29 protein-coding genes are annotated in these 18,707 nt (G+C 49.0%); 4 read left to right on the forward strand and 25 right to left on the reverse strand.

The window, feature by feature from the left end:
• Nucleotides 1-49: 49 nt before the first annotated feature.
• The 16 genes from OGY19_RS08480 to OGY19_RS08555 form a co-directional block, all read right to left on the reverse strand.
• Entirely contained in the window at nucleotides 50-310 is a 261-nt protein-coding gene (locus OGY19_RS08480; RefSeq protein ID WP_246917680.1) for a hypothetical protein, read from the reverse strand.
• Nucleotides 311-351: 41 nt separating this feature from the next.
• Nucleotides 352-525: a hypothetical protein gene (locus tag OGY19_RS08485; RefSeq protein WP_009653096.1), complete on the reverse strand. Its 174-nt coding sequence runs from the start codon at nucleotides 523-525 to the stop codon at nucleotides 352-354.
• A gap of 64 nt (nucleotides 526-589) precedes the next feature.
• Complete coding sequence (locus tag OGY19_RS08490; RefSeq protein WP_009653090.1) at nucleotides 590-814, reverse strand: hypothetical protein; 225 nt, start codon at nucleotides 812-814, stop codon at nucleotides 590-592.
• 137 nt (nucleotides 815-951) lie between these two features.
• Complete coding sequence (locus OGY19_RS08495; protein ID WP_008786582.1) at nucleotides 952-2,583, reverse strand: AAA family ATPase; 1,632 nt, start codon at nucleotides 2,581-2,583, stop codon at nucleotides 952-954.
• A 40-nt stretch (nucleotides 2,584-2,623) separates the two neighbouring features.
• The gene (locus OGY19_RS08500; RefSeq protein WP_172745723.1) at nucleotides 2,624-3,109 is read right to left on the reverse strand and encodes a hypothetical protein; all 486 of its coding nucleotides are present in this window, start codon (nucleotides 3,107-3,109) and stop codon (nucleotides 2,624-2,626) included.
• Between the two features lie 39 nt (nucleotides 3,110-3,148).
• On the reverse strand, nucleotides 3,149-4,153 hold the full coding sequence (locus OGY19_RS08505) for a ParB family protein (protein WP_007372313.1): 1,005 nt from the start codon (nucleotides 4,151-4,153) through the stop codon (nucleotides 3,149-3,151).
• Nucleotides 4,150-5,403, reverse strand: coding sequence for a ParA family protein (locus OGY19_RS08510; protein WP_007372312.1), 1,254 nt, complete (start codon nucleotides 5,401-5,403; stop codon nucleotides 4,150-4,152). Before OGY19_RS08510 ends, OGY19_RS08505 begins: the two co-directional genes overlap by 4 nt.
• Before the next feature lie 663 nt (nucleotides 5,404-6,066).
• Nucleotides 6,067-6,336 carry a hypothetical protein gene (locus OGY19_RS08515; RefSeq protein WP_008786584.1) on the reverse strand — a complete coding sequence of 90 codons (270 nt, stop codon included), beginning with the start codon at nucleotides 6,334-6,336 and terminating at the stop codon, nucleotides 6,067-6,069.
• A 46-nt stretch (nucleotides 6,337-6,382) separates the two neighbouring features.
• Nucleotides 6,383-6,904, reverse strand: coding sequence for a hypothetical protein (locus tag OGY19_RS08520; protein WP_007372310.1), 522 nt, complete (start codon nucleotides 6,902-6,904; stop codon nucleotides 6,383-6,385).
• A gap of 455 nt (nucleotides 6,905-7,359) precedes the next feature.
• The gene (locus OGY19_RS08525) at nucleotides 7,360-7,590 is read right to left on the reverse strand and encodes a hypothetical protein (RefSeq protein ID WP_172743054.1); all 231 of its coding nucleotides are present in this window, start codon (nucleotides 7,588-7,590) and stop codon (nucleotides 7,360-7,362) included.
• 442 nt (nucleotides 7,591-8,032) lie between these two features.
• Nucleotides 8,033-8,875 (reverse strand): HNH endonuclease signature motif containing protein, encoded by an 843-nt coding sequence (locus OGY19_RS08530; protein WP_007372307.1) that lies wholly within the window; start codon nucleotides 8,873-8,875, stop codon nucleotides 8,033-8,035.
• A 567-nt stretch (nucleotides 8,876-9,442) separates the two neighbouring features.
• Nucleotides 9,443-9,607, reverse strand: a complete 165-nt coding sequence (locus tag OGY19_RS08535; RefSeq protein ID WP_007372306.1) for a hypothetical protein — start codon at nucleotides 9,605-9,607, stop codon at nucleotides 9,443-9,445.
• 286 nt (nucleotides 9,608-9,893) lie between these two features.
• Nucleotides 9,894-10,337: a hypothetical protein gene (locus OGY19_RS08540; RefSeq protein ID WP_007372305.1), complete on the reverse strand. Its 444-nt coding sequence runs from the start codon at nucleotides 10,335-10,337 to the stop codon at nucleotides 9,894-9,896.
• A 59-nt stretch (nucleotides 10,338-10,396) separates the two neighbouring features.
• Entirely contained in the window at nucleotides 10,397-10,675 is a 279-nt protein-coding gene (locus tag OGY19_RS08545) for a hypothetical protein (protein WP_007372304.1), read from the reverse strand.
• Nucleotides 10,647-11,489 (reverse strand): hypothetical protein, encoded by an 843-nt coding sequence (locus tag OGY19_RS08550; protein WP_007372303.1) that lies wholly within the window; start codon nucleotides 11,487-11,489, stop codon nucleotides 10,647-10,649. Before OGY19_RS08550 ends, OGY19_RS08545 begins: the two co-directional genes overlap by 29 nt.
• 41 nt (nucleotides 11,490-11,530) lie before the next feature.
• Complete coding sequence (locus OGY19_RS08555) at nucleotides 11,531-11,848, reverse strand: hypothetical protein (protein WP_007372302.1); 318 nt, start codon at nucleotides 11,846-11,848, stop codon at nucleotides 11,531-11,533.
• Between the two features lie 154 nt (nucleotides 11,849-12,002).
• Between OGY19_RS08555 and OGY19_RS08560 the strand changes: the two genes are divergently transcribed.
• From OGY19_RS08560 to OGY19_RS08570, 3 genes are read left to right on the forward strand one after another with little or no spacing between them, the layout of a single operon-like run.
• A complete protein-coding gene (locus tag OGY19_RS08560) occupies nucleotides 12,003-12,443 on the forward strand; it encodes an Xre family toxin-antitoxin system antitoxin (protein WP_007372301.1) in 441 nt (146 codons plus the stop codon).
• Nucleotides 12,440-12,898, forward strand: a complete 459-nt coding sequence (locus OGY19_RS08565) for an RES family NAD+ phosphorylase (protein ID WP_007372300.1) — start codon at nucleotides 12,440-12,442, stop codon at nucleotides 12,896-12,898. Before OGY19_RS08560 ends, OGY19_RS08565 begins: the two co-directional genes overlap by 4 nt.
• A 43-nt stretch (nucleotides 12,899-12,941) precedes the next feature.
• Nucleotides 12,942-13,172 (forward strand): hypothetical protein, encoded by a 231-nt coding sequence (locus OGY19_RS08570; RefSeq protein ID WP_007372299.1) that lies wholly within the window; start codon nucleotides 12,942-12,944, stop codon nucleotides 13,170-13,172.
• 67 nt (nucleotides 13,173-13,239) lie between these two features.
• Here OGY19_RS08570 and OGY19_RS08575 read toward each other — a convergent pair whose 3' ends face one another.
• The 4 genes from OGY19_RS08575 to OGY19_RS08590 all read right to left on the reverse strand — a co-directional run bounded on the left by OGY19_RS08575 (nucleotide 13,240) and on the right by OGY19_RS08590 (nucleotide 15,172).
• Nucleotides 13,240-13,506, reverse strand: a complete 267-nt coding sequence (locus OGY19_RS08575; RefSeq protein WP_007372298.1) for a hypothetical protein — start codon at nucleotides 13,504-13,506, stop codon at nucleotides 13,240-13,242.
• Between the two features lie 49 nt (nucleotides 13,507-13,555).
• Nucleotides 13,556-14,110, reverse strand: a complete 555-nt coding sequence (locus OGY19_RS08580) for a hypothetical protein (RefSeq protein ID WP_007372297.1) — start codon at nucleotides 14,108-14,110, stop codon at nucleotides 13,556-13,558.
• A 158-nt stretch (nucleotides 14,111-14,268) separates the two neighbouring features.
• Nucleotides 14,269-14,610, reverse strand: coding sequence for a hypothetical protein (locus OGY19_RS08585; protein ID WP_007372296.1), 342 nt, complete (start codon nucleotides 14,608-14,610; stop codon nucleotides 14,269-14,271).
• A 118-nt stretch (nucleotides 14,611-14,728) separates the two neighbouring features.
• Complete coding sequence (locus OGY19_RS08590) at nucleotides 14,729-15,172, reverse strand: hypothetical protein (RefSeq protein WP_007372295.1); 444 nt, start codon at nucleotides 15,170-15,172, stop codon at nucleotides 14,729-14,731.
• 237 nt (nucleotides 15,173-15,409) lie between these two features.
• Here OGY19_RS08590 and OGY19_RS08595 point away from each other — a divergent pair, with 237 nt between their 5' ends.
• Nucleotides 15,410-15,748 carry a hypothetical protein gene (locus tag OGY19_RS08595; protein WP_007372294.1) on the forward strand — a complete coding sequence of 113 codons (339 nt, stop codon included), beginning with the start codon at nucleotides 15,410-15,412 and terminating at the stop codon, nucleotides 15,746-15,748.
• Nucleotides 15,749-16,110: 362 nt separating this feature from the next.
• On the opposite strand, the gene OGY19_RS08600 is transcribed toward OGY19_RS08595, so the two are convergent.
• From OGY19_RS08600 to OGY19_RS08620, 5 genes are all read right to left on the reverse strand, one after another.
• Nucleotides 16,111-16,437 carry a hypothetical protein gene (locus OGY19_RS08600; RefSeq protein WP_007372293.1) on the reverse strand — a complete coding sequence of 109 codons (327 nt, stop codon included), beginning with the start codon at nucleotides 16,435-16,437 and terminating at the stop codon, nucleotides 16,111-16,113.
• Between the two features lie 83 nt (nucleotides 16,438-16,520).
• On the reverse strand, nucleotides 16,521-16,919 hold the full coding sequence (locus OGY19_RS08605) for a hypothetical protein (RefSeq protein WP_007372292.1): 399 nt from the start codon (nucleotides 16,917-16,919) through the stop codon (nucleotides 16,521-16,523).
• A 10-nt stretch (nucleotides 16,920-16,929) separates the two neighbouring features.
• Entirely contained in the window at nucleotides 16,930-17,217 is a 288-nt protein-coding gene (locus tag OGY19_RS08610; RefSeq protein WP_016241556.1) for a glutaredoxin family protein, read from the reverse strand.
• Nucleotides 17,218-17,518: 301 nt separating this feature from the next.
• Nucleotides 17,519-18,049 carry an HAD domain-containing protein gene (locus OGY19_RS08615; RefSeq protein WP_016241557.1) on the reverse strand — a complete coding sequence of 177 codons (531 nt, stop codon included), beginning with the start codon at nucleotides 18,047-18,049 and terminating at the stop codon, nucleotides 17,519-17,521.
• 22 nt (nucleotides 18,050-18,071) lie between these two features.
• Nucleotides 18,072-18,689, reverse strand: coding sequence for a hypothetical protein (locus tag OGY19_RS08620; protein ID WP_007372289.1), 618 nt, complete (start codon nucleotides 18,687-18,689; stop codon nucleotides 18,072-18,074).
• Nucleotides 18,690-18,707 lie beyond the last annotated feature (18 nt).

Below are 18,707 nucleotides of genomic sequence, written 5' to 3' on the forward strand. Positions count from 1 at the left end.
ATGGCTCATGATGTCCCTCTGGGATGCGCTCCGGATGAATATGATGATCTCATATCAGGAACTTGTTCGCACCTTCCCTAGCGGTCACACGGCGGGCGCACCATTGATACGCTGCCTGACGTGATTCGAAAAACTCATAATCCGCGTGCAGGTAAACTGATGTGCCGTAGGAGACGGACATACGGTAACCCTTCGGCGTTTCATTGATGACTTCCCGTTCTTCTACACAGTTTTCAAACTCAGGGACATAATCCACGAATCGACGACGCAGAATGCAAAACAGCACCTTTATTTGGTTTTCATCAGTCATTTGTTATCCTCGTTATTCTTCTTATTTATCATCAACCTTTCTTAATTGTCGATGCTGAATACGGCGGAGCGGATTTCACGCTTGGCCTGCTGACGGGCGCGGTGTTTGCTTACACGAAGAGATCTATCGTATGCATTGTTTTTACGATAGCCACGCGAGCGGCACAGTGAACAAGTGCAGCCTTCTACTGAATAGAAAATCCCAAACGGTTTCATAAGTATCACCTTTAAGCTTGATAATAATGTTTATCATAGCTGGAGTTATTCAGGTGACGAATAGTTAAGGGGCGCGTTTTGCTTGGGTTTTTACACTATCGTTTATTGAGTCGATGAGGTCGGAAATAGAAAGGAGTTTTCTGCCAAAGAATAGTTTTCGTCTGGCTTCTATTTCGTAGCGGAAGGGTTCAATAATTTCATCTTCATGCATGATTACGAAACGATAGCCGTTATTAAGGAGTTTATGCAGCTTGTTTGTTTTTTTTCTTATGGGACTTAGCTTAAACATTGTTATCAACTTCTCATCATGATCACCTGAATTGTTATAACACAGTTATTTCCGACACGCTGCTGCTTTTGCTGAAGAACTCGGATTGCTTTGGGCTGGGCCAGCAGGTTGTATGCCGGGCGAACCCGGCATCGTTATCACAGGGCTTTTTCTTTTCCCTTTCGTTCTATCCCACGAAACATCGCGCATTTCCGCACAATATCCAGTGTCGGGATGCTACCACTCCCCTGCTCTTTCACGCTCATTCGCAACGTGAGCCGTAGCAACATCTTGATGTCACGTGGTGGAAGTTCTGGGTAAGTGTTTACAAGTGATCTGACCAGTTCATCAGGAATGTTCACGCCAAAGTTCTCACCCATAATCTTCCAGATCTTTTGGGCATCTGATTTCTCCGGCACATCATAGTGAATGATTGCAGCGCATCTTGGTATGATAGCCTCATCGATGTCACTACCCCGGTTGCTTGTCATGAACATCAACCCATCGAAATACTCCAGTGTACGGAGGAACTCCGCAACGATGGCATTTTGAGTCAGTGATGCTCCACGCTGCATGACAAACACATCGGCTTCGTCCAGAAGCAGGACACAGTTCCAGCGTTTAGCCCGGGTCAGAATCGTCCGCAGATTTTTCTCAATGTCATCGGCGTTGGTTCCCAGTGCGCCAGCATGAATTGAGTACAGGGGCCGTTCAATGACCTCTGCATACACTTCAGCAGTTAATGTCTTCCCAAGTCCGGGTGAGCCCACGCACATGATGATGTTACCCGCGCTTTTCCCTTCAACAATATCGCTGGTGAAAGCGCTGATATCCGTGGTCAGTATATCGAGTAAATCACGGTGGTCTTCCGGCAAAACCATCTTTTTTGGCAGTTCTTTATCATACTTGTATGGTTCTACGTTATTGGCATGTATCCAGATAAAGTCTTGCAGCGAGAGATCAAAATAACGCTGCACAGGAATTTCGGGTAAAAGGCCAAACTGGTCATCTTCAAAAAGAGGCGACTCCACTTCTGCACCGTAGGCATCGCACTCACTATCAGGCAAATCGTGTATCAGTTTATGCCCTGCTATTTCCAGATTCCGGTCGCTGTAGCTATACGATTCCATTCTGACAGCCCTGCCGGTTGCTTTAAACTGATTGCCAAATTGCCCGTCGACCACTTCCTTAAACCGCGTTAGTTGTTCCAGGTACTCTTGTTTCAGCTCATGCGTTTCATGGTAGATATCACGGTCGGCCAGTGTCTTAGCGACACTGCGCCGCGCCACCTCATTAGGCTCGAAATTCAGGGCGGTAAGCTGGGTTCCGTAAACCTTTTTGGAGTGCGAATATTCGCCGAACCCATACCAGCTGATTTGTAACAATAGTGATGGGGGACGGTCAGAGTTTTTTTCTGATTTTACTTCTTTTATTGCTGTAACAAGACCGGGGTACAGGTTGCCGTCATGACCGCGTCGGTATATCCAGCCATCAATTCGATTTGACTTCAGATACTGTAGTAACACACGACCGAATGCCGGAAAACTGCTCACAGGCTTATCGAAATCACCTTCCAGTGCAGTGATGATCGATTCAAGAGCTCGTCGATTTTTTGACTCTCCATCACCACGACATGCCTGTAAAAGTTCATTCAGATCATCCCGAGATAAACATAGCGGATCGACGGCAATCTCATCGTCAGAACTACGGTGGCTATAACGATTACGTAAAGCCTCAAATGTTGGGCTTGTGGTAGCTTTTAGTGTTTCTGTTTTTATCGTGAGTGCCATAGCCGTCCTCGTCAGTAATTTACTTTGATATGCCTTAAGTTCACATGGAAGGGGCAACTTCGAACGCATTAGGAACTCTGATCCGCGAGCCTATTTCCAGTTTAATGGTTGCCTTTACGTATTCACCCTCCTTCAGATAGGTGATGTCTTGGTTATGAAATGTTGACTTTTCATGTGTAGCCCACCATTCCATAGAGCTTGGGATTTTTAACGTTAGCCCAAGATGTTCAGTGAGATAGCATACTCCCATGTTTGAGTAGGTCTTAACGGGGTTCGGGTAGAATTGAAAGTTACCCTCTACGAGACAATCAGTACGAGGATCGATGAACGAAAGGAAAACGCTAAAAGTACCCTGACGTTTTAGCTCGGCGTAAGCCTCAAGAATCGTGAAACGCTTTAATGCGTCATTTGAAAACAGGGTTACAATTTTTTCCGAAAGCATAGCCACCTCATGAGCTGTTTTTTTCCTATTATCAACCGGTGTCTCCTCCTGACGAATAGGTTTGCGGCCAAAAAAAAACTGCACCAGGAGGTGCAGTTTCGATAATCAAGCAATGGCGAATTGTTATTTTTCGCTACTCAGTTTATCCGTAATAAATGCTTCAATTTCTGCCATGAGCTCGGTACTCATTCGGTTAAATTCAAAGCGAACTTTACGGCCTGATGCATTTTTGCTGATACGGGCGTATTTGTCCTTATTAGCAAAATTAGCCAGATCACGGGTTTCCCAACTTTTTGCAGGTGGCTTTTGATCGAGTAATTCAACCGCCTTTGTGATCTGCGCCATGACAATTTTCTGCGCTTCCGGGATGTCACTGATGTCCAGATTAGCAATTTCTTCTTTCACCCTATCAACTACATCTGCAAGAATGAAAAGGTTGCTCTCTACGTATTTCTGAAGTTTGGACAACCGGCTGTAGAAGGAGTTTGGTATACCTTCATAATCCGGGAACAGAGCTATCAACGAACCGTCAATACGCGCCGCCTGAATACGTTTAAAGACTGACACATGGCTTATGCCAAGAAAGAGGGCAAGCTCTTCATTTTTGGTGAATCCTTTTTCCTGCATTAGTTCCAGATACTGAAGCCCAACCTCTCGGTATGAGAATCGGCGTGATGTTTGTGCAGCGGTAATAATCGCCTTGATGTCCTCAGCTGATAGATCATCTGGTAGCACCCATAAAGGCAGATCTTTTTGAGCCGCAATACAGCAAAAACGTCTGCGGCTACCTTCAATAAGCAGGTACACGCCATCACGTTTAACGGCAACACCTTCAGTATCAACACCCCTTGACTCAATTTGTTGCAGGATATCTCGTACTGCGTTTGTGGTAAGCGCTTCCTGATTTCGCGGGTTCATTGGGTGAACGGCGGTCTCAGTAGCGACATTTTCAGCTGCTACAGTGACGTGCTCAGCTTCAAGTTTTCGCCCGTTATGAAGGGTAAAGAGTTTCTTAATGCGAGGGGGACTCTTAAGGTTAGCTAACCCGGAACGGTGGCCTACATCGGTTCGCTTTGGCGTATTTAGATAACGCGATTTATCGTTTCCGATATGCTGTTCATCACTCATGCGTTAACTCCTTCCTTCGCTGAAAAACTCTTTATCTCATTAATAAACTGTTGATATACGGACATTACGGATTCTTCGGCAATATCCAGCTGCTTTGGTGAACATAACTCTTCAGATTTCTTAATATCGAGAACCGACCTACCCCGTGACGCAGCTGCTTTGAATGCTTCAGAGTTTTTGATATTGGTTGCCATAAACAGGTCTTGAACGGTTCGAATTAACTTATCGAGGACTATTTTTTCGTATGGGCTTTTATCATCGACGTTAACGGCCAGTACTTTAAACCATTTAATATTTTCACCTTTATTGGGAGACTGACGGAATCGCTCACTGATCGTCAGCATAAAATCAGTTGTGGATGCATAGTCGTATTCTCGCGGAGAAACTGCGACAAGAATACCGTCAGCGGCCTCATCAGCGGCCCAGATAATTGGCGAGTCTTCTGGAGGGGTATCGAAGATAATAAGGTCATACTTAGCTTTCAGGACTGGCATTATCACTTCTTTGAATCGTAGCAACAACTGAGTGCGCTCTTCTTTACTGCACTGCCAGTATTTATCTTTGAATCTCGCATCGGTTGGGAACGCAGTAATTACATCAAGATTTGGCAGATGGGTTGAGAACGGCATATTCTCAATGATTTCAGCCTCAGAGTAACCCATGTCGAGGTATTTTTTATATTCAGAACCTTCTTCATACACGCCCAGGATTGCGTCGATTGCAGTCAGGAATACGTCGTCTTCAGATACGCTTTGAATCATACCGCTACCAATAGAGCCTTGCGGATCCCATTCAATTACTAAAACTCTGGCATTCAACTGGAGATCAAGTGCTGCTGCTACAGCCAGAGCCACTGAGGTCGTGCTTTTTCCTGTCCCACCTTTATGATTCTGAACAATGATTGTTCGGCTCTGGTAGTAATCTCTATAGCGCGGATAACCCAGGGCATCCATAATATTCTGGACATCCCAGCGGGTATAAAGGTGGTTTTTGTTCTGATAAATAGGTTGACCCACCAGCCTTTTTTCTTCGAGATCAGCGAGAATTTTATTGAAGGTAACTCGAGATTTTCCAAAGAAGTCGGAGAGATTTTTTTTATTCAGGCAGTGGTTATAGATAAGGCGATCTACCCCCTCCACACTGTCATCTGATACAGATACCCGGGAAGAAGCCAGTAACGATTCTTTCAATGAAATTTGTTCGGACTTCATGCGTTGCCCGACAAGGGCAATTTTATCTATTAGATTCATTCTCGTCATACCCTCAAACCTGAATTATGAATTTAAACGCATATGCGTATACTTTACGTATAATGCGTAAAATGACGCTCTATGCGTATAATTGTAACGGCAATCAGATTGAGACGCTAACATTCTATTTTGTTTTTTCTTCATTTTGCGATCTCGAAATGCAGTTCAATGACACATCATCTTTCTCTTCTGGCGATTAAGGGGGTTAAGTAATCCACGGGGCGGGCAGAACCCGGAGAGACTGACTGGCGATTAAGGGGGTTAAGTAACCCACGGGTCGGGCAGAACCCGGAGATGCTGGCTGGCGATTAAGGGGGTTAAGTGACCCACTGTACGGGCAGAAACCGGAGAGGCTGGCTGGCGATTAAGGGGGTTAAGTGACCCACTGTACGGGCAGAAACCGGAGAGGCTGGCTGGCGATTAAGGGGGTTAAGTGACCCACGGTACGGGCAGAACCCGGAGAGGCTGACTGGCGATTAAGGGTGTTAAGTAATCCACGGGTCGGGCAGAACCCGGAGATGCTGGCTGGCGATTAAGGGGGTTAAGTGACTTAGCGCTGGAGGATACGCCCTGCAACTATTGGTAAATGAATGACAAGGTTTCCCGTAAGACCCATCAAATAAAAAAGCCTCTGAAGTAGAGGCTCTTGGGTATTCGATATAGTTAGGCTAATTCGTCCGGGTCGTTGATGGCACTAACGAAGAACTCCGTGCGGTAATCATTCCCCCATCCCAACCAGACAGAAGGTGAACCCTCCTTTGCCAACGAACGGTCACCCGTCATGCTGTCCGCTTGGACAGGAACTGTCACGCATTCTTTAATAGTATCGGCCTCGGCAACCAGTCCAGTACTCTGGGTTTCAAATCCGGCAATTACGACAACAGCATCAGGGTCGTGTAGCTGAAGCTGGGCGATAAGCTCTTTAACTTTCATAGTGATCCTCTGCGCTAGAATTATCCAATTCTACCACGCTTGATGGTCAGGCGTATAAGTGCTTACTGTACAGCTCGAAAGCTTCATCATGTTCCAAATCGTCCAGGATAACGATATCAGGGCCATGTTCTTTTTTGATTTGTGCGATGTATGAAGCGTATTGAGCCTGGCTTTTGTAGCCCACTGTCCAAAGTCTACCTTCGCGTAAGACGCAGATTTTCTTGCGGTAAACCTTCTTGAAACTTGATTTAGTTTTCCGGTTACGCTCCTCGTCACTGACAAGCTGGTCGATTACTTCAATCAGGTTTGAGTCTATGAGAAATGGCTTGCCATTGTGTTCGCCAAGGCAGATTGGCAGAAGACCCTTCGCATATGATTCGGCCTGGCGGAACAGCTCTTTTTTTCCTGGTTCGAACAGTACGCGAGTTTCGCCACCATGCCCATCATTATCAGCTGTACCTATGCTCAGCCCGTCGAAGAGGACAGTAGCGTTAAAGCAGACTGTTTCCTGGCTCATGCCAGTATAGATTTTGAGGCCTTTCAATTTGATTCTTGTCTGAGTGTTCATTGTGTGTTCCCCGCTTTCTAATTGTGATTCTATTTTCAATCACCTTGAGCAGGTGACGAAGTGATACGGAGAAATAATTGTTGGGTCGCCTGATAGCCGGGCTGGTGGCAGCCGCAACCCTTAGTCAGTACTTCGGGATCGTAGTTCCGAAAAGCCACAACAGTCTCCACAGCGTTTTGGGGGTGTTAACCTCCATACGCTTTGAGACTTTGCCCTAGCGGGCCGCGAATTCGCCTAATCGCCCCGTGAGGGCTCTATTCGAATTTACATGTCGTGCCTGCTTCGCTTGAGAGCGAAGCTTTTGGACGGCGATTGCCCGCGTGGCGGGCAGACATTTTTACGTGCGCATTGCGCACGATTTTCTTCGGTTACATTACAGGGCTGGCTGGGGATTGGCTTATTGCAATATTCTACAACGAAGCTGGGAACGGCTGGCTGGAACGCGAAGATTTAAATCATACTCTATATCGACTGATATCAACGACGGTATCAGCGGGGTCTGTTGCCAGCTTACAGGTCACTTGACCTTCCTGATCCAGCATCAGTGTCGCGGTTAACGGTTCATTTTGAGCATCGATTACAGTGACATTCACGCGTAACCGTGTTGGAAGCATCATCAGAATTCGCGTAGGGCTCTCTGATAATGACACGTTTCTGGCTTGCAGAACCGCTAAAACACTCTTCATTAACTCTGCTTGGTCGATCATATAGTCACATGCCACTGGATGTATTGGGATGAAATCGTGCCTACCGCAGGGCTACACGAAAGATATAAATCAGTATGACATGCGGGCCGGACTCAAACCATCAATTACTGGAACCAGTCCGAAGATAGCGCTCTGGTTTTTATGCTGTTGAATTTACATAGTTGTTATTTAGTGAATTATTCGTACCTTATCATTCACTGATATCACTTAAATTCAAAGTGAACAGGAGAGGATTGGATTAAAAGTCCATAAAATGTGAATTAAAAGTGCGCTAGGAAATGCGATAAACTGATTGATTTGTTTTGATATGGTTTTTATGTGAATTATCGGTGAGTTACTTGTGTGCTACTTATCTCCATGCTGCTATGCCTTTCCAATAAATAGATTGGATAGGGCAGGGAGATGGAAGAGGGGAGAGGGCTTACTCCGCAGGTGATTTCACTTTAAATTCAAGCCATCTTGCCCCGAGCCTGTTTTTATCCAGATTGTAGAACAACGGTTTTATACAGACCCCTTCATACTCAGGGAACTCTATACCGCTGGCGAAGTGAATCTGTAGTGTATCAGGATCAATACCCATCATGTTTGTGTCAAACAGCCTGTGGAATGTTGGTGATAGCAAAATGCCGTTACTGGCGTTATAGCAGCCTGCTACGGATGTTGGTTCAATATGTGCTGCCTCCAGCACACCGTTGAGGTGTTTGCCCGATACCGCGCACAGGCTTCCGAAATTCTTATCCACCAACTCACGGAACTGAGACTGGACATGCACATCGCGAACGCTAACCTCTCGGCGGAAGCTCGGGGAGCGCATACGGATATCTGCATGGGGGAGGTGACCGCGTGGTAATGGCAATACAGCCGGTTGCTCATCCATTACTGGATTCTGCTCCTCGCAGTAGGTGTCCACGGACTCAATCAAACGGGATGTGTCATTACCAAATCGGCGAGTGAACCAGAGCCTGAAGTGAGCCAACCGTGATGCCGGAATTTTGTTACGTGCGTACTCCTGAGCATTCTCCTTTTCGATTTCAGTATTTAGTAAAGCCAGACGGGCCTGAGAAGCACGAATTTCTTCCTGGACTCTGAGATATCCTGCCAGTAGACAAACTTTGGATTCCTGATGTTCAGGCCGTCGCGGATAACCAGATCCTGTTTCAACCACGCCAAAGGCTTTGTACCGGAACATTCGGGGAAAAAGCGTTAATGCCACCCGGTTGTTACGACGAACGAGGGAACGAATCAGATTGGTTATCTTCCTCATGTTCTGAATAGTGCGGGGAGAAAAGAACGCGGCGTATTACCTCTGCTCTATCTATTCCCGACATTATCCCTCTGCGAATGACACCACGGAGGTGAGCATTATGTCTTGCCCCGCTTACTAGGCCGAACTCACGGGACAAACTGACATACTCTTTCAGGAGGTGATGCTTAGGGTCGGTAAACGCCTCTGGAGGAATCACCTGATATGCAACTGACGAAAGTATACGGAAAGTCAGTTCAGATGCTGTCCAGCCCTCACGCCGAAGCCGAATAATTGTTATAACGAGATCATCGATACCAGGCATATCCGGTTCGATATATAGGGACATCAGAGTGTCGTTCATTCCGGGAGGAAGGCTAGCAGAGTGTGACGGGTTGCTCATAGGGTAAGGTACTGATCGGACGTAGAAGAAGCGCTTATGTTACGGAATTCGCTCTGGTGGGTTTTAGCTCCAGTGGCGAACGCTGGAACTACGGGTAAAAAAATCCCCGGTTTACCGGGGAAGTTAACAACTACCTCCAGAAGGGTTGGAGGCAAAGCCGATTGGGCGACCGGCCACAGGGAATGCTACGGCTTAATGCCGAGTACTACACCGCCATAGACCAGGTACATCACGATGGCGAACAGCATGAAGAAATGGGTTACCGGGTGCGCCAGCGCGGCTGCTGCCGCATTGCTTGCGCTGAGCTTCAGTGAGCCAAAAGAGTGATTACGAACAGCTTGTGCTTTCATGGGTCGCTCCTGATAACGGGTTACATGTTGTGGCTTCTGTATCCAGTATCTGGTGAGTGACTCAGGTGACGAAGAAAACCAGGGCATAAAAAGCCCTGTATTTTCAGAAAGATAATATCGGTTTCGTTTTGTGTTGTGCTTGCTATTCCGGGCATAAAAAAACCGCCTGGTGAACCAGACGGCTTTGGGATAAACAGGCTTTACACAGACAGGTCAGTGGATCATTTAAGTCACTTAACCCCCTTAATCGCCAGTGTATTGCCACCAGCAGTACGTGGTCTAACGCTTAAATATCGTAGCGACCTTCTTTGATTTGCTGGAGCTGTTCAGCCAGCACCTTCGCCAGTGGTTCGGCTTCTTCTTCATCATCAAGATTGTCGATGAGCGTCAGATTCGACTCACCCGCACGGCGGGCATAAACCCCATACGCTCGCTGGCCGGAGATATCGGTGACCGAAGTCTGAGAGTGATCGCAGATGATATTGCCGTGACGGTCTACCGGCCCGAAGCTGATGGCTTCATAATCCGCATCGTGGCCCAATGGTAAATCGCGCAAAACAAACAGGCGTAATGGGAGAACGTCGTACTCAGCACCACATTTTGCTGCCACATCCAGATCGTTAATTTCACGGAGAAAATCTTTCGCTACCACCGAGTCAGAATGCATCCGGTAAATGGTCGATGCGGCCCAGATTGCACCAGCATAAAATTGTGATTCTTCTTTTGTCATTTAGCACCTGCTCTTATTGTCATGGGTATGCCGGTCGAACGGTATCCCCGTGCAGACCGTCAGTAAACGGTTATTTCCTTTGCGCAGCAGTCGCATTGGTATTCGTTGATACCACCAGTTGCGACCCAGTTTATTGCGCCGCAGCGGCAACTCAACAGCTGGCGCATACCAGGAGCAAGTGCCCGCTCTGAAAACGACTCAACCGGGACTTCGCCCGGGTAGTAGTAACCTTTTATCAGCTTGCTGCGTGAATGCCCGTCAGTGTCGGTGTAATGCAGATACACCTTCCGGGTATAAATCATACCCGAGTCAGTGCCGAACTGCGTTTTCAGAAGCATACATATCCTCCAGACGCTGAATACATTGTTGTGCGGCCTTATCAAGTAGTTCAGCCGTGGGTTCATCATAGATGCCACGTACCAGCAGACCAAATATTTCCGGGTCTACAGACAAATCGTACATGCATACGCGAACGCCAAGCGCTGTACGTAGCGCATAGACATGGCGGTTAGGCTTTCCGCCGATACCGGTGACTGACGCGACATTTTCAAAATTACCAGGGTTAACCAGGTTAATCACGGGGCACGATATACACTCAGGGATCCGCTTCAGAGCCACAGCATCCAGATACAGGCTGTGGCCCACTTTCAGGTTTTTTGGCAACGCTTGCAACGGCATGGCTTCGAGGGCCAGATTTTCTTCAAGATGCAGGTTATCCGGCAAAGTGGTAATACGGGTGTTTGACAGCATCATACTGCCAGCTACTTTCAGCGTATCCGGCAGATAGGCGATATCAGTACACATGATGTCCAGAACGCGGCCCACCGTCAGATTTTCCGGCAGATACTTAAGACGTGAAGAATTCGCCATGAGCGTACCGGTAATGGTCAGGTTGTCAGGGAGAGATTCCAGCTCAGAGTAGCTGATAAACAGATTGCGGGCCACCAGCCCGGCAGGGATGCTATGAATGCCCGACAGAATGGTCAGGGTGTTCGTCACGGTCAGATTCGCGGGAATATAGTCGCAGGGAATTGCCGGATCTTCTGGCTCAAGCGTAAACCCGACACGAAGATCGCCTTCAACGATGATTCGTCCGTCCTGAAGGGTAAAGGCCACACCATTCGCTGCCAGTTTATCAATGAAGTCTGTCATATCGGTTTCCTTTTAATGGCCCGACGAGCCGGGCCGGAGGTTCAGAGTTTGCTGACAAAGTTCTGCTGCGTGAACAGGTACATATCGCCCTGCTCATTGAACATGCACAGATTTTCGAGGATGCGCTTTTCAATCCAGACGACCGGCTTTTCACGCATATCCTTCGCGAGCGAAAAGGTGTTTCGCAGCCGGGTAATGCGGTGCTGATCATTGATTGCCTGGTGAATTGCGGCCTTTGACGCTGCCGCCTGCTTTTTTACGTTGTTGCGGGCACACCATAATTCGCCACTAGCGGCTGATGCCCGCGCTGCTGGCTGACGTGAGGAGTCCAGTTGGTCATAACGTAAGAGATTCGGCATGATGCCCCCTGTCATAGTTTTGTCGTTATTGACCTATTATCTGGCAGGTGGGGCTGGTGACGAAGGGCGCTGAGGTTGTCTGATGGTTAAAAGATTGCCGTTAGTGTTCCATATGGTATAATTGAATTACCAAATGGGAGGGCTAGTTATGACGATGAAAGTTTTTTCTCCAGACGTTACCAAAACGAATCAGCACTGCTTATGGCAGGTTGCTGGGCTGGATAATGACGGTATCGCGCTGATGGATAAAATCAATCACGGTCTCGATGGCACAGTAGCTAAGCACATTTCTGAATGGGCTAACATCACGCCGTCTGAGCTGCGCAAAATGTCGGGTATACCTAATACGACGTTTAATCGTAGCATCAAAGACCGTTTCACTGCCGATCAGAGCGAACGTCTGGTGCGCATTATCCGCGTAATTGAACGCGCTGTAGAGCTGTTTGAAGGTGACAAAGAAGCGGCGCACAAATGGCTGAACGAAGCGAACCGTGGTCTGAGCTGGAAATCACCGGCAGAGCTTGTTTCTTCTGAGACAGGTGCGCTTGAAGTGATGCGCCTGATTACGCGTATTGAGCACGGGGTATACTCGTGATCCTTTACCGACTGACCAAGACCCGTTATCTGATGACTGCGTGGTCTGGTCTGGGTGCGAAAGAAGCGGGGGGCCGCTGGAACAGCGTAGGCACTGCAATGGTCTACCTGTCTGAAACGGCCAGCCTTACCATGCTTGAAACGCTGGTACACATTCACGCGCCGCAGTTACTGGACGACTTTACACTGCTGAGTCTTGATGTACCGGATGATCAGATCCAGACCTTCGACATGAGCCGTCTCCCTGATAACTGGGCGAGTGAGGATGCTCCTGCTGAGCTGGCGCTCTACGGTGATAACTGGGCTGAAAGCGGTTCTTCTATCGCGCTGCGTATTCCAAGTGCGTTGTCTCCGGTTGAATTTAACTACTTGCTGAATCCGGCACACCCTGAACTCTTTGACCTGATGGCTACGGTTAAGAAAATTCCGTTCCGGTTTGATTCCCGCCTGAAATAACACACAGGCAACTCCCCGGCATTGACGAACTGAGGTGTCTCTGATGATTCAGAAAGCGAAAGTCGCTAAAGCGTTTATCTCTGTAATTGCCTTGTTCGCCTTTGTCTACTGGGGACTTGATCCCGATTCAATTTGTCAGGCAGTTGGTGACGCATCTCAAACCTGCGGTTACTCCGGCAAGAATGGCGATGCGAGTCTGGTTGGTTCCGTGTTTGCTCTGATGCTGACGGTGTTGGCGGGTGCGATGCTTTGGGCGTGGGTCAGGAAAGGCTAATCAGAACTCTTGCAACTCCCTCCGTGATGCCGGGTGACGCTCCTCACTGAGCGCCACCAGTCAGTCATTACAAACGGGTTGATGATTCAATCGCGGGCGGAAGGCTACTATTCAGCGCGTCGAACCCGCCAAATGCCCGGCCCTCTTTTGTCAGCACCAGATGCATCGGCGTTTCGTTGATATTACGGGCGATGTAATCGTTGATGAATGCCCGCGCCTGATCGGCATTTTTAACCTCTGCTGTTTCCGGCATGGAGTTATGGGAACGATTAAAGACGACAGAGACATAATTCCCTTCAATTCTTACCGGGCGAGTCGATACGGTGAGTTTCATGGTCATTTTCCTGTAGTGAGTGTTGTGTGTATTGGTGTTCTGCCACTATCTACTGCAACGTTGCGGCCACAGGGCGAAGAATTGCTATCGCCTTTGATAACGCCTGCCGCTCACCACCATCAAGGATTCTGACTGCTTCTACGCAAGCCGCTTCTGCTGTATCAGCACGTTCTACCAACGTCCTGACGGTATTTTCATATGATCCGCAATCAGGCTCCTGATTGCTGTCTTCGCTCAGCGTGTTCCATGACTCAGTGAGGTTAACTGCAACAGCGACCAATTGGTCAGTGCTGATATCACCTTTTACGCAACGGCAGGCCACTTCAGCGCCCAGACGTTCAGCAATGTCGTAGTACCAGACTCCCGGTTCTTCAGATGCCTGATACGCAGGTTCGCAGGCTTTACAGATCTGCTCTGCGGCATCCAACATCCAGTGAGCACATTCAATTTCGCCACCAGCCAGCGTTTCACAGATCATTGTCTGTACGCTGTCACAGTTGAAGGTGAGGGGGATAGGATTAGCCACTGATAATGCGGTCAGACGGGAGACTTCATGCTGGAAGCCCTGAAACATGAACATGGCGCAGATAGCTGGATTTAACATGGTAGACCCCTGTAGTTATGTGTGTTGTTCGTTTTGTTTACATAACCAGTTAACCACGCTCCCCGCAGGTGACGAAGGCTTTCGGGGCAGAAAATTCACAAAAAAAACCGACCATTAAGGCCGGTTATGATCTGGAGTATATGGGGCTGAAAACCGCGTTATGCCTTCACTTTCGCCATAAACAGCTGCATGGTTTCTTCAGCAAGCGGAGTGCCAACCTGCTCAAGAACATACTCCGCGACATGCGGGGTGAGAATGAAGTCGATAAACTCCGGCAAGGACATGCTGTTCAGGCTCGGTAGCTGTCTGGACAGTGCATTCTGGTAATTTTCCACTTCACCCAGTTTGCGCTCGGGCCAGCCCACCAGCTCAGGGTGCTTTTCCTTAAGTGCGAGGCCGCGCTCCGGGAAACTGTTACTGATGGGGTGTCTGGCGAGGGTGGGGATCAGGAGATTCGCCAGAAAATCCACTTTCTCGTAATCAAGACAGACAGAATTCATATAGGTTTACCTCTTGCCACTGGCTATGATGTTCGCTTGCTATCTGGAAAACTCTACCAAAGCGGCTGGCGATATCTCATTGAAAACGCCAGCAGAATGCGGTCATTTCCAGCAGGAGTTACCCCATCTGATAACTGTCATAAGATGCCCCGCAGGCTTCCACCAGCGCATCCAGATCACCGGTAAACTCTCTGGCCCGCTTCATCAATGCACGGTGTAATTCCGCTGGTGGAATGTCATCGCTACTCTTCGCCGGGTATTCAACACTGAACGCGATGGTAAACGCATGGCTATACCACGGCCCGGCATTCTGGTTTTCAAAGCGGGCCATCAGCTGGCTTTCGGTTGTATCGGTAGCAAATGTATCGAGGTGGACGACATCGACCGGCACGTTGAGTGCCCCGGCAGTGGTTGATGCCAGCTGCCGGGCTTCGTCTCCTCGCTCTGGTGGTGCGCAGTAGAGACATTTCCCGTTCAGTACCACCAGCGTCTGACCGTAGGTCGTACTGACGATACTCACGGTGTTAGCCGGTTGCGGGTGTGTGGTTGCAGTGTGCTGCATGGTGTTCTCCATTAGGTCACTCACATGGCAACCAGCTTACCCGGCACAATTCAGCTGACGAAATCAGGACGGACTGGTGTATATCGTTCGCAAAATAAAGATATTTTTTATCATCAGCACCGGTAGTTACGGGGCAAATTGCAGGTATCCGGTACAATGGTGATATGAAGGGCATTACATGCAGAATCGTGTGGCCCGGCAGACGGATACCGAATATCAGCAGAAGGAACCAGGACAATGCAGGAACTCGACTTTGACCATATCCAGATAAACCTGAACCCGCGAGCGTGTGCTGTCACACCTATCCCGGAAGACCTGAAAAGGGAGCTGGCTTATCTGGGCGCTATCGCAGAGAGAAAGAAATTCGCGGCAAGCCTGATTGTTAATCTCTACAACCCGGACGTTTGCGGGGCGAATATGTACAAACTCACGGCCTATTGCCGTAACGAGTCATGCGATACCCTTCGCGATGGCATGATGACCCTGATACAGCTTTGTGCATACATGGAGTCACATGAGATCTATGGCGAGACGTTTGTCAAAAAGCTGATTAAACAATGGGAGTTTCGTAAGTAGTCTGCTGCTTCAAAATACCTTTCTGACAGGGCGCTATGTGCGCCCTTTTATTTTAAAAAAACGGGAAGGTCTTGCCCGGGTATTACCTGCTATTTTCAACTACCAAACCACAACGGCAGAAGAAAATTGACCAGTCGAAGCAATTCGACCAGGAGTTCGACATACAGGAAATGGAAGTCTTTCATAACAGTCTCTTCATATAATTGGCTCGACAAAATCGTTGCATCACGACGATCGCAGGTGTGAGGTTTGTTTTCTTCGTGGGGGTTGTCAGCTATCACGACATTGAGGCAGGCAAGCGCAGGTGTCACAGTTTCGGGTATATTTTATGCTGGTGGGGTGACCACCAGCTGCGGGTATAGTTACTTAATGGTTTTCAGGAGGGTGAACTTGGTTTTGCACCGGGTGCATTGCGCTTTCAGAGACCCGGAGCGCACCTGTTTCAGTTTCCCGGCGCACTGGGTACAGGCTACGTCCTTCACACGTTGTGCCATTCGCTCATCCACAGCGAGTGTTTTGGTCGGGTTATGCTTACGCTTGGGAGCCTTCAAAAGCCCCAGCGCCCGCAACGTGGCTTTGTACTCCCGGGTGATCCATTGACCGTCGCGCTCATAGTGCAGGCCATCCCCCATCATATCGCCAAGCTGTATCAGCCGCTGATGCAGCACTTTTTCTTCTTCAGGACTCATATACCGTGCTCTCTTTAAATTATTGAGACGGAACCGAGCCGATTGATACCTCATATGAGGCCACCAGCGTCTTTACTGGCGTTTCAACGAAGCTGACGCTCTGCTGAGTAGAGTCGAATGAGAATCGCGTCCAGCGCCCCACAGAGCGCGATCCTGAAGCTTTCGCTATGACCGTCCCGTTCGCGCATCTCCAGAAGGGCATCCAGCTCGTTATCGTCAATCGGCAGTGGCCCGGAACAGAAGGTTTTCACCATGTCAGAGGTGTCAGGGTTTATACCTGCAATGCGCAGGATATCGGGAACCTCAGACCGGTAGATCACCGGTCGGCCTGATGGCGGTGTCCACGTTATCGGCTCTATCTTCAGTTGCGGTAAGCCAGCACCGGCGAGGGCGTTATTCAGATCGTCTATAAGCACGACATCCGCTCCTGAAGGAGGATGTACGCCGAGGGCCGCAGGGATTTCGACAGAGATATTGTGCATGGCGTTTACCTCAGTGAAGGACGTGATTAACCAGCGACGGGGGGATATCGAGTGACCCGACACTCCAGCCATTGGCAGTTGTCGCAATAAGATCTGGCCGGAACCCACCCCAACCCGTCACACGGCCCGAATCGTTGACCACCACCACCAGCGGCGCACCGGTATTTTGTGTCAGGCGAACGAGATCTGCGTTGTCCACCAGCGGGATCTCATTCACGTCCACCCCAGCCAGAGAAAAGCGGGTAAGCGTCATGCGACATTTCGGACAATCAGGGGCAGTAAACACAGTAATTTTCATTGGGATAGCCTGGTGTATACGGGATATATTCATTATCCCAGCTTTCCGCTTCTGACGAAGCGTTGCGCGGGTAATCAGAGCGTAAGCAGGTAAGATATTGTTGGGGCCATCCTGCAACATCAGTTGCGCCAGTTGCCTGGCTATTCGTCGCTCTCTCCATTAGAGAAAATAAACCAAATAAGCAGAACGCCTCCGACCCACATTCCAACAAAGAGGCAAATACCGATCAGGTCATAGACGTATTGTGGGATTTCATTCATAACGCATCCTCATTAATAATTTGTATTCAGCCTTAAACCGGTCATTTCATTAACCGAATCCGGTCTATCAAAGCGCTACCCTGCGTTGCATTCAGCCCCTCGTGCCGGTGAGTCAGGAACAGGGCAGGGCAGTCAGTTGGAAAGAGTCGAGCGGTATCGTCCACGAAGGTGTAATGCTGTAGGCCGAACCGTTTAACGACCGCCATGCATTCGTGATAACGCACGTGGTTATTCACCAGCCCATCCAGATCGGGATTGAGTCCAGCAATCCGATCGCGTATACCCGCAGGGAAATGACTCAGCACCATCTCCCGGGGTACGCCGGTACGCCAGTTTGTGGAAAGGATAATTCCCGTCTGCGGGCATTGCGTCAGCACGTGATCCAGCACAGGCATAAACTCCAGTGACCCGTTTTCCGCCCGGTGGAGTACACCGTCGATGTCCAGGAAAATCCAGTGACGACGGGCATCTATTTCCAGCCAGAACTCGCCCGCAGAGCGCCGGGTCGACATACAATCTATATCGTCCTGACAGGTAAACCTGACTAACCACTTCTGTAATAATCGGAACATAGAGGCCTCTCGCGGTAGTTGACTATATGCAGAACCGGCAACCATCAAAATCATACGGATTCTGTTGCCATGAAATACGGCCACACCCGGGGCAATTCCAGCGAGTCAGCCCCTTTGACTGTCGGCGATTTTGGCGTTTCAGCCAGGCAGGCATCAGCAGACCGGCCCCCTGCGTCATTTTACGGCGGTCTATCCGCTCAACACTGAAGGTAGGGCGCTTTGCAGCGTCAGGGATGTGATGGGGTAACCAGACGACATCAGGTCTATCTGCCTGTGGTGAGTCAAAAACTCTGGCAAGGGAAAAATCCGTGGTAGTACCCGCATCAGCCAGCCAGAACAGATCGTTTCCGTCCCATTGGCCATTAACGAAGCCGACATATTTGGTGGCGCTTTCGGAGAGAATGGTTTTTCCCGGTACAAACTGATGATCAACATGAAACACGAGATGGCGGTCGACTGCATCGGCATCAACCGGCAGGTCAAACTCCCGTCCCGTATTCCATGCGCGTTGTGCTTCCTCGCGGGTGTAAACCCGGGCATTACGCTGATCGGTGCTGTAACCTCTGCCGTGATGGCTATGAAAAGCGGTATTGCTACCAACGGTGTCACGCAAGCTGACCAGATAAAAACGGTCTTTCATGAAACACTCCAGAGGATG

The sequence above is a fragment of the Citrobacter sp. Cy070 genome (assembly GCF_030332245.1).
Lineage (GTDB): Bacteria > Pseudomonadota > Gammaproteobacteria > Enterobacterales > Enterobacteriaceae > Citrobacter > Citrobacter youngae.

Coding starts and splice junctions, on each gene's coding strand:
- OGY19_RS08485 (WP_009653096.1), bottom strand. CDS start 525: ATGAAACCGTTTGGGATTTTCTATTCAGTAGAAGGCTGCACTTGTTCA.
- OGY19_RS08530 (WP_007372307.1), bottom strand. CDS start 8,875: ATGAGGAAGATAACCAATCTGATTCGTTCCCTCGTTCGTCGTAACAAC.
- OGY19_RS08615 (WP_016241557.1), bottom strand. CDS start 18,049: ATGTTCCGATTATTACAGAAGTGGTTAGTCAGGTTTACCTGTCAGGAC.
- OGY19_RS08620 (WP_007372289.1), bottom strand. CDS start 18,689: ATGAAAGACCGTTTTTATCTGGTCAGCTTGCGTGACACCGTTGGTAGC.
- OGY19_RS08590 (WP_007372295.1), bottom strand. CDS start 15,172: ATGCAGCACACTGCAACCACACACCCGCAACCGGCTAACACCGTGAGT.
- OGY19_RS08610 (WP_016241556.1), bottom strand. CDS start 17,217: ATGAAAATTACTGTGTTTACTGCCCCTGATTGTCCGAAATGTCGCATG.
- OGY19_RS08495 (WP_008786582.1), bottom strand. CDS start 2,583: ATGGCACTCACGATAAAAACAGAAACACTAAAAGCTACCACAAGCCCA.
- OGY19_RS08560 (WP_007372301.1), top strand. CDS start 12,003: ATGAAAGTTTTTTCTCCAGACGTTACCAAAACGAATCAGCACTGCTTA.
- OGY19_RS08585 (WP_007372296.1), bottom strand. CDS start 14,610: ATGAATTCTGTCTGTCTTGATTACGAGAAAGTGGATTTTCTGGCGAAT.
- OGY19_RS08505 (WP_007372313.1), bottom strand. CDS start 4,153: ATGAGTGATGAACAGCATATCGGAAACGATAAATCGCGTTATCTAAAT.
- OGY19_RS08545 (WP_007372304.1), bottom strand. CDS start 10,675: ATGCTTCTGAAAACGCAGTTCGGCACTGACTCGGGTATGATTTATACC.
- OGY19_RS08555 (WP_007372302.1), bottom strand. CDS start 11,848: ATGCCGAATCTCTTACGTTATGACCAACTGGACTCCTCACGTCAGCCA.
- OGY19_RS08515 (WP_008786584.1), bottom strand. CDS start 6,336: ATGAAAGTTAAAGAGCTTATCGCCCAGCTTCAGCTACACGACCCTGAT.
- OGY19_RS08605 (WP_007372292.1), bottom strand. CDS start 16,919: ATGCACAATATCTCTGTCGAAATCCCTGCGGCCCTCGGCGTACATCCT.
- OGY19_RS08570 (WP_007372299.1), top strand. CDS start 12,942: ATGATTCAGAAAGCGAAAGTCGCTAAAGCGTTTATCTCTGTAATTGCC.
- OGY19_RS08595 (WP_007372294.1), top strand. CDS start 15,410: ATGCAGGAACTCGACTTTGACCATATCCAGATAAACCTGAACCCGCGA.
- OGY19_RS08525 (WP_172743054.1), bottom strand. CDS start 7,590: ATGAAGAGTGTTTTAGCGGTTCTGCAAGCCAGAAACGTGTCATTATCA.
- OGY19_RS08540 (WP_007372305.1), bottom strand. CDS start 10,337: ATGACAAAAGAAGAATCACAATTTTATGCTGGTGCAATCTGGGCCGCA.
- OGY19_RS08535 (WP_007372306.1), bottom strand. CDS start 9,607: ATGAAAGCACAAGCTGTTCGTAATCACTCTTTTGGCTCACTGAAGCTC.
- OGY19_RS08480 (WP_246917680.1), bottom strand. CDS start 310: ATGACTGATGAAAACCAAATAAAGGTGCTGTTTTGCATTCTGCGTCGT.
- OGY19_RS08600 (WP_007372293.1), bottom strand. CDS start 16,437: ATGAGTCCTGAAGAAGAAAAAGTGCTGCATCAGCGGCTGATACAGCTT.
- OGY19_RS08520 (WP_007372310.1), bottom strand. CDS start 6,904: ATGAACACTCAGACAAGAATCAAATTGAAAGGCCTCAAAATCTATACT.
- OGY19_RS08490 (WP_009653090.1), bottom strand. CDS start 814: ATGTTTAAGCTAAGTCCCATAAGAAAAAAAACAAACAAGCTGCATAAA.
- OGY19_RS08510 (WP_007372312.1), bottom strand. CDS start 5,403: ATGAATCTAATAGATAAAATTGCCCTTGTCGGGCAACGCATGAAGTCC.
- OGY19_RS08575 (WP_007372298.1), bottom strand. CDS start 13,506: ATGAAACTCACCGTATCGACTCGCCCGGTAAGAATTGAAGGGAATTAT.
- OGY19_RS08580 (WP_007372297.1), bottom strand. CDS start 14,110: ATGTTAAATCCAGCTATCTGCGCCATGTTCATGTTTCAGGGCTTCCAG.
- OGY19_RS08550 (WP_007372303.1), bottom strand. CDS start 11,489: ATGACAGACTTCATTGATAAACTGGCAGCGAATGGTGTGGCCTTTACC.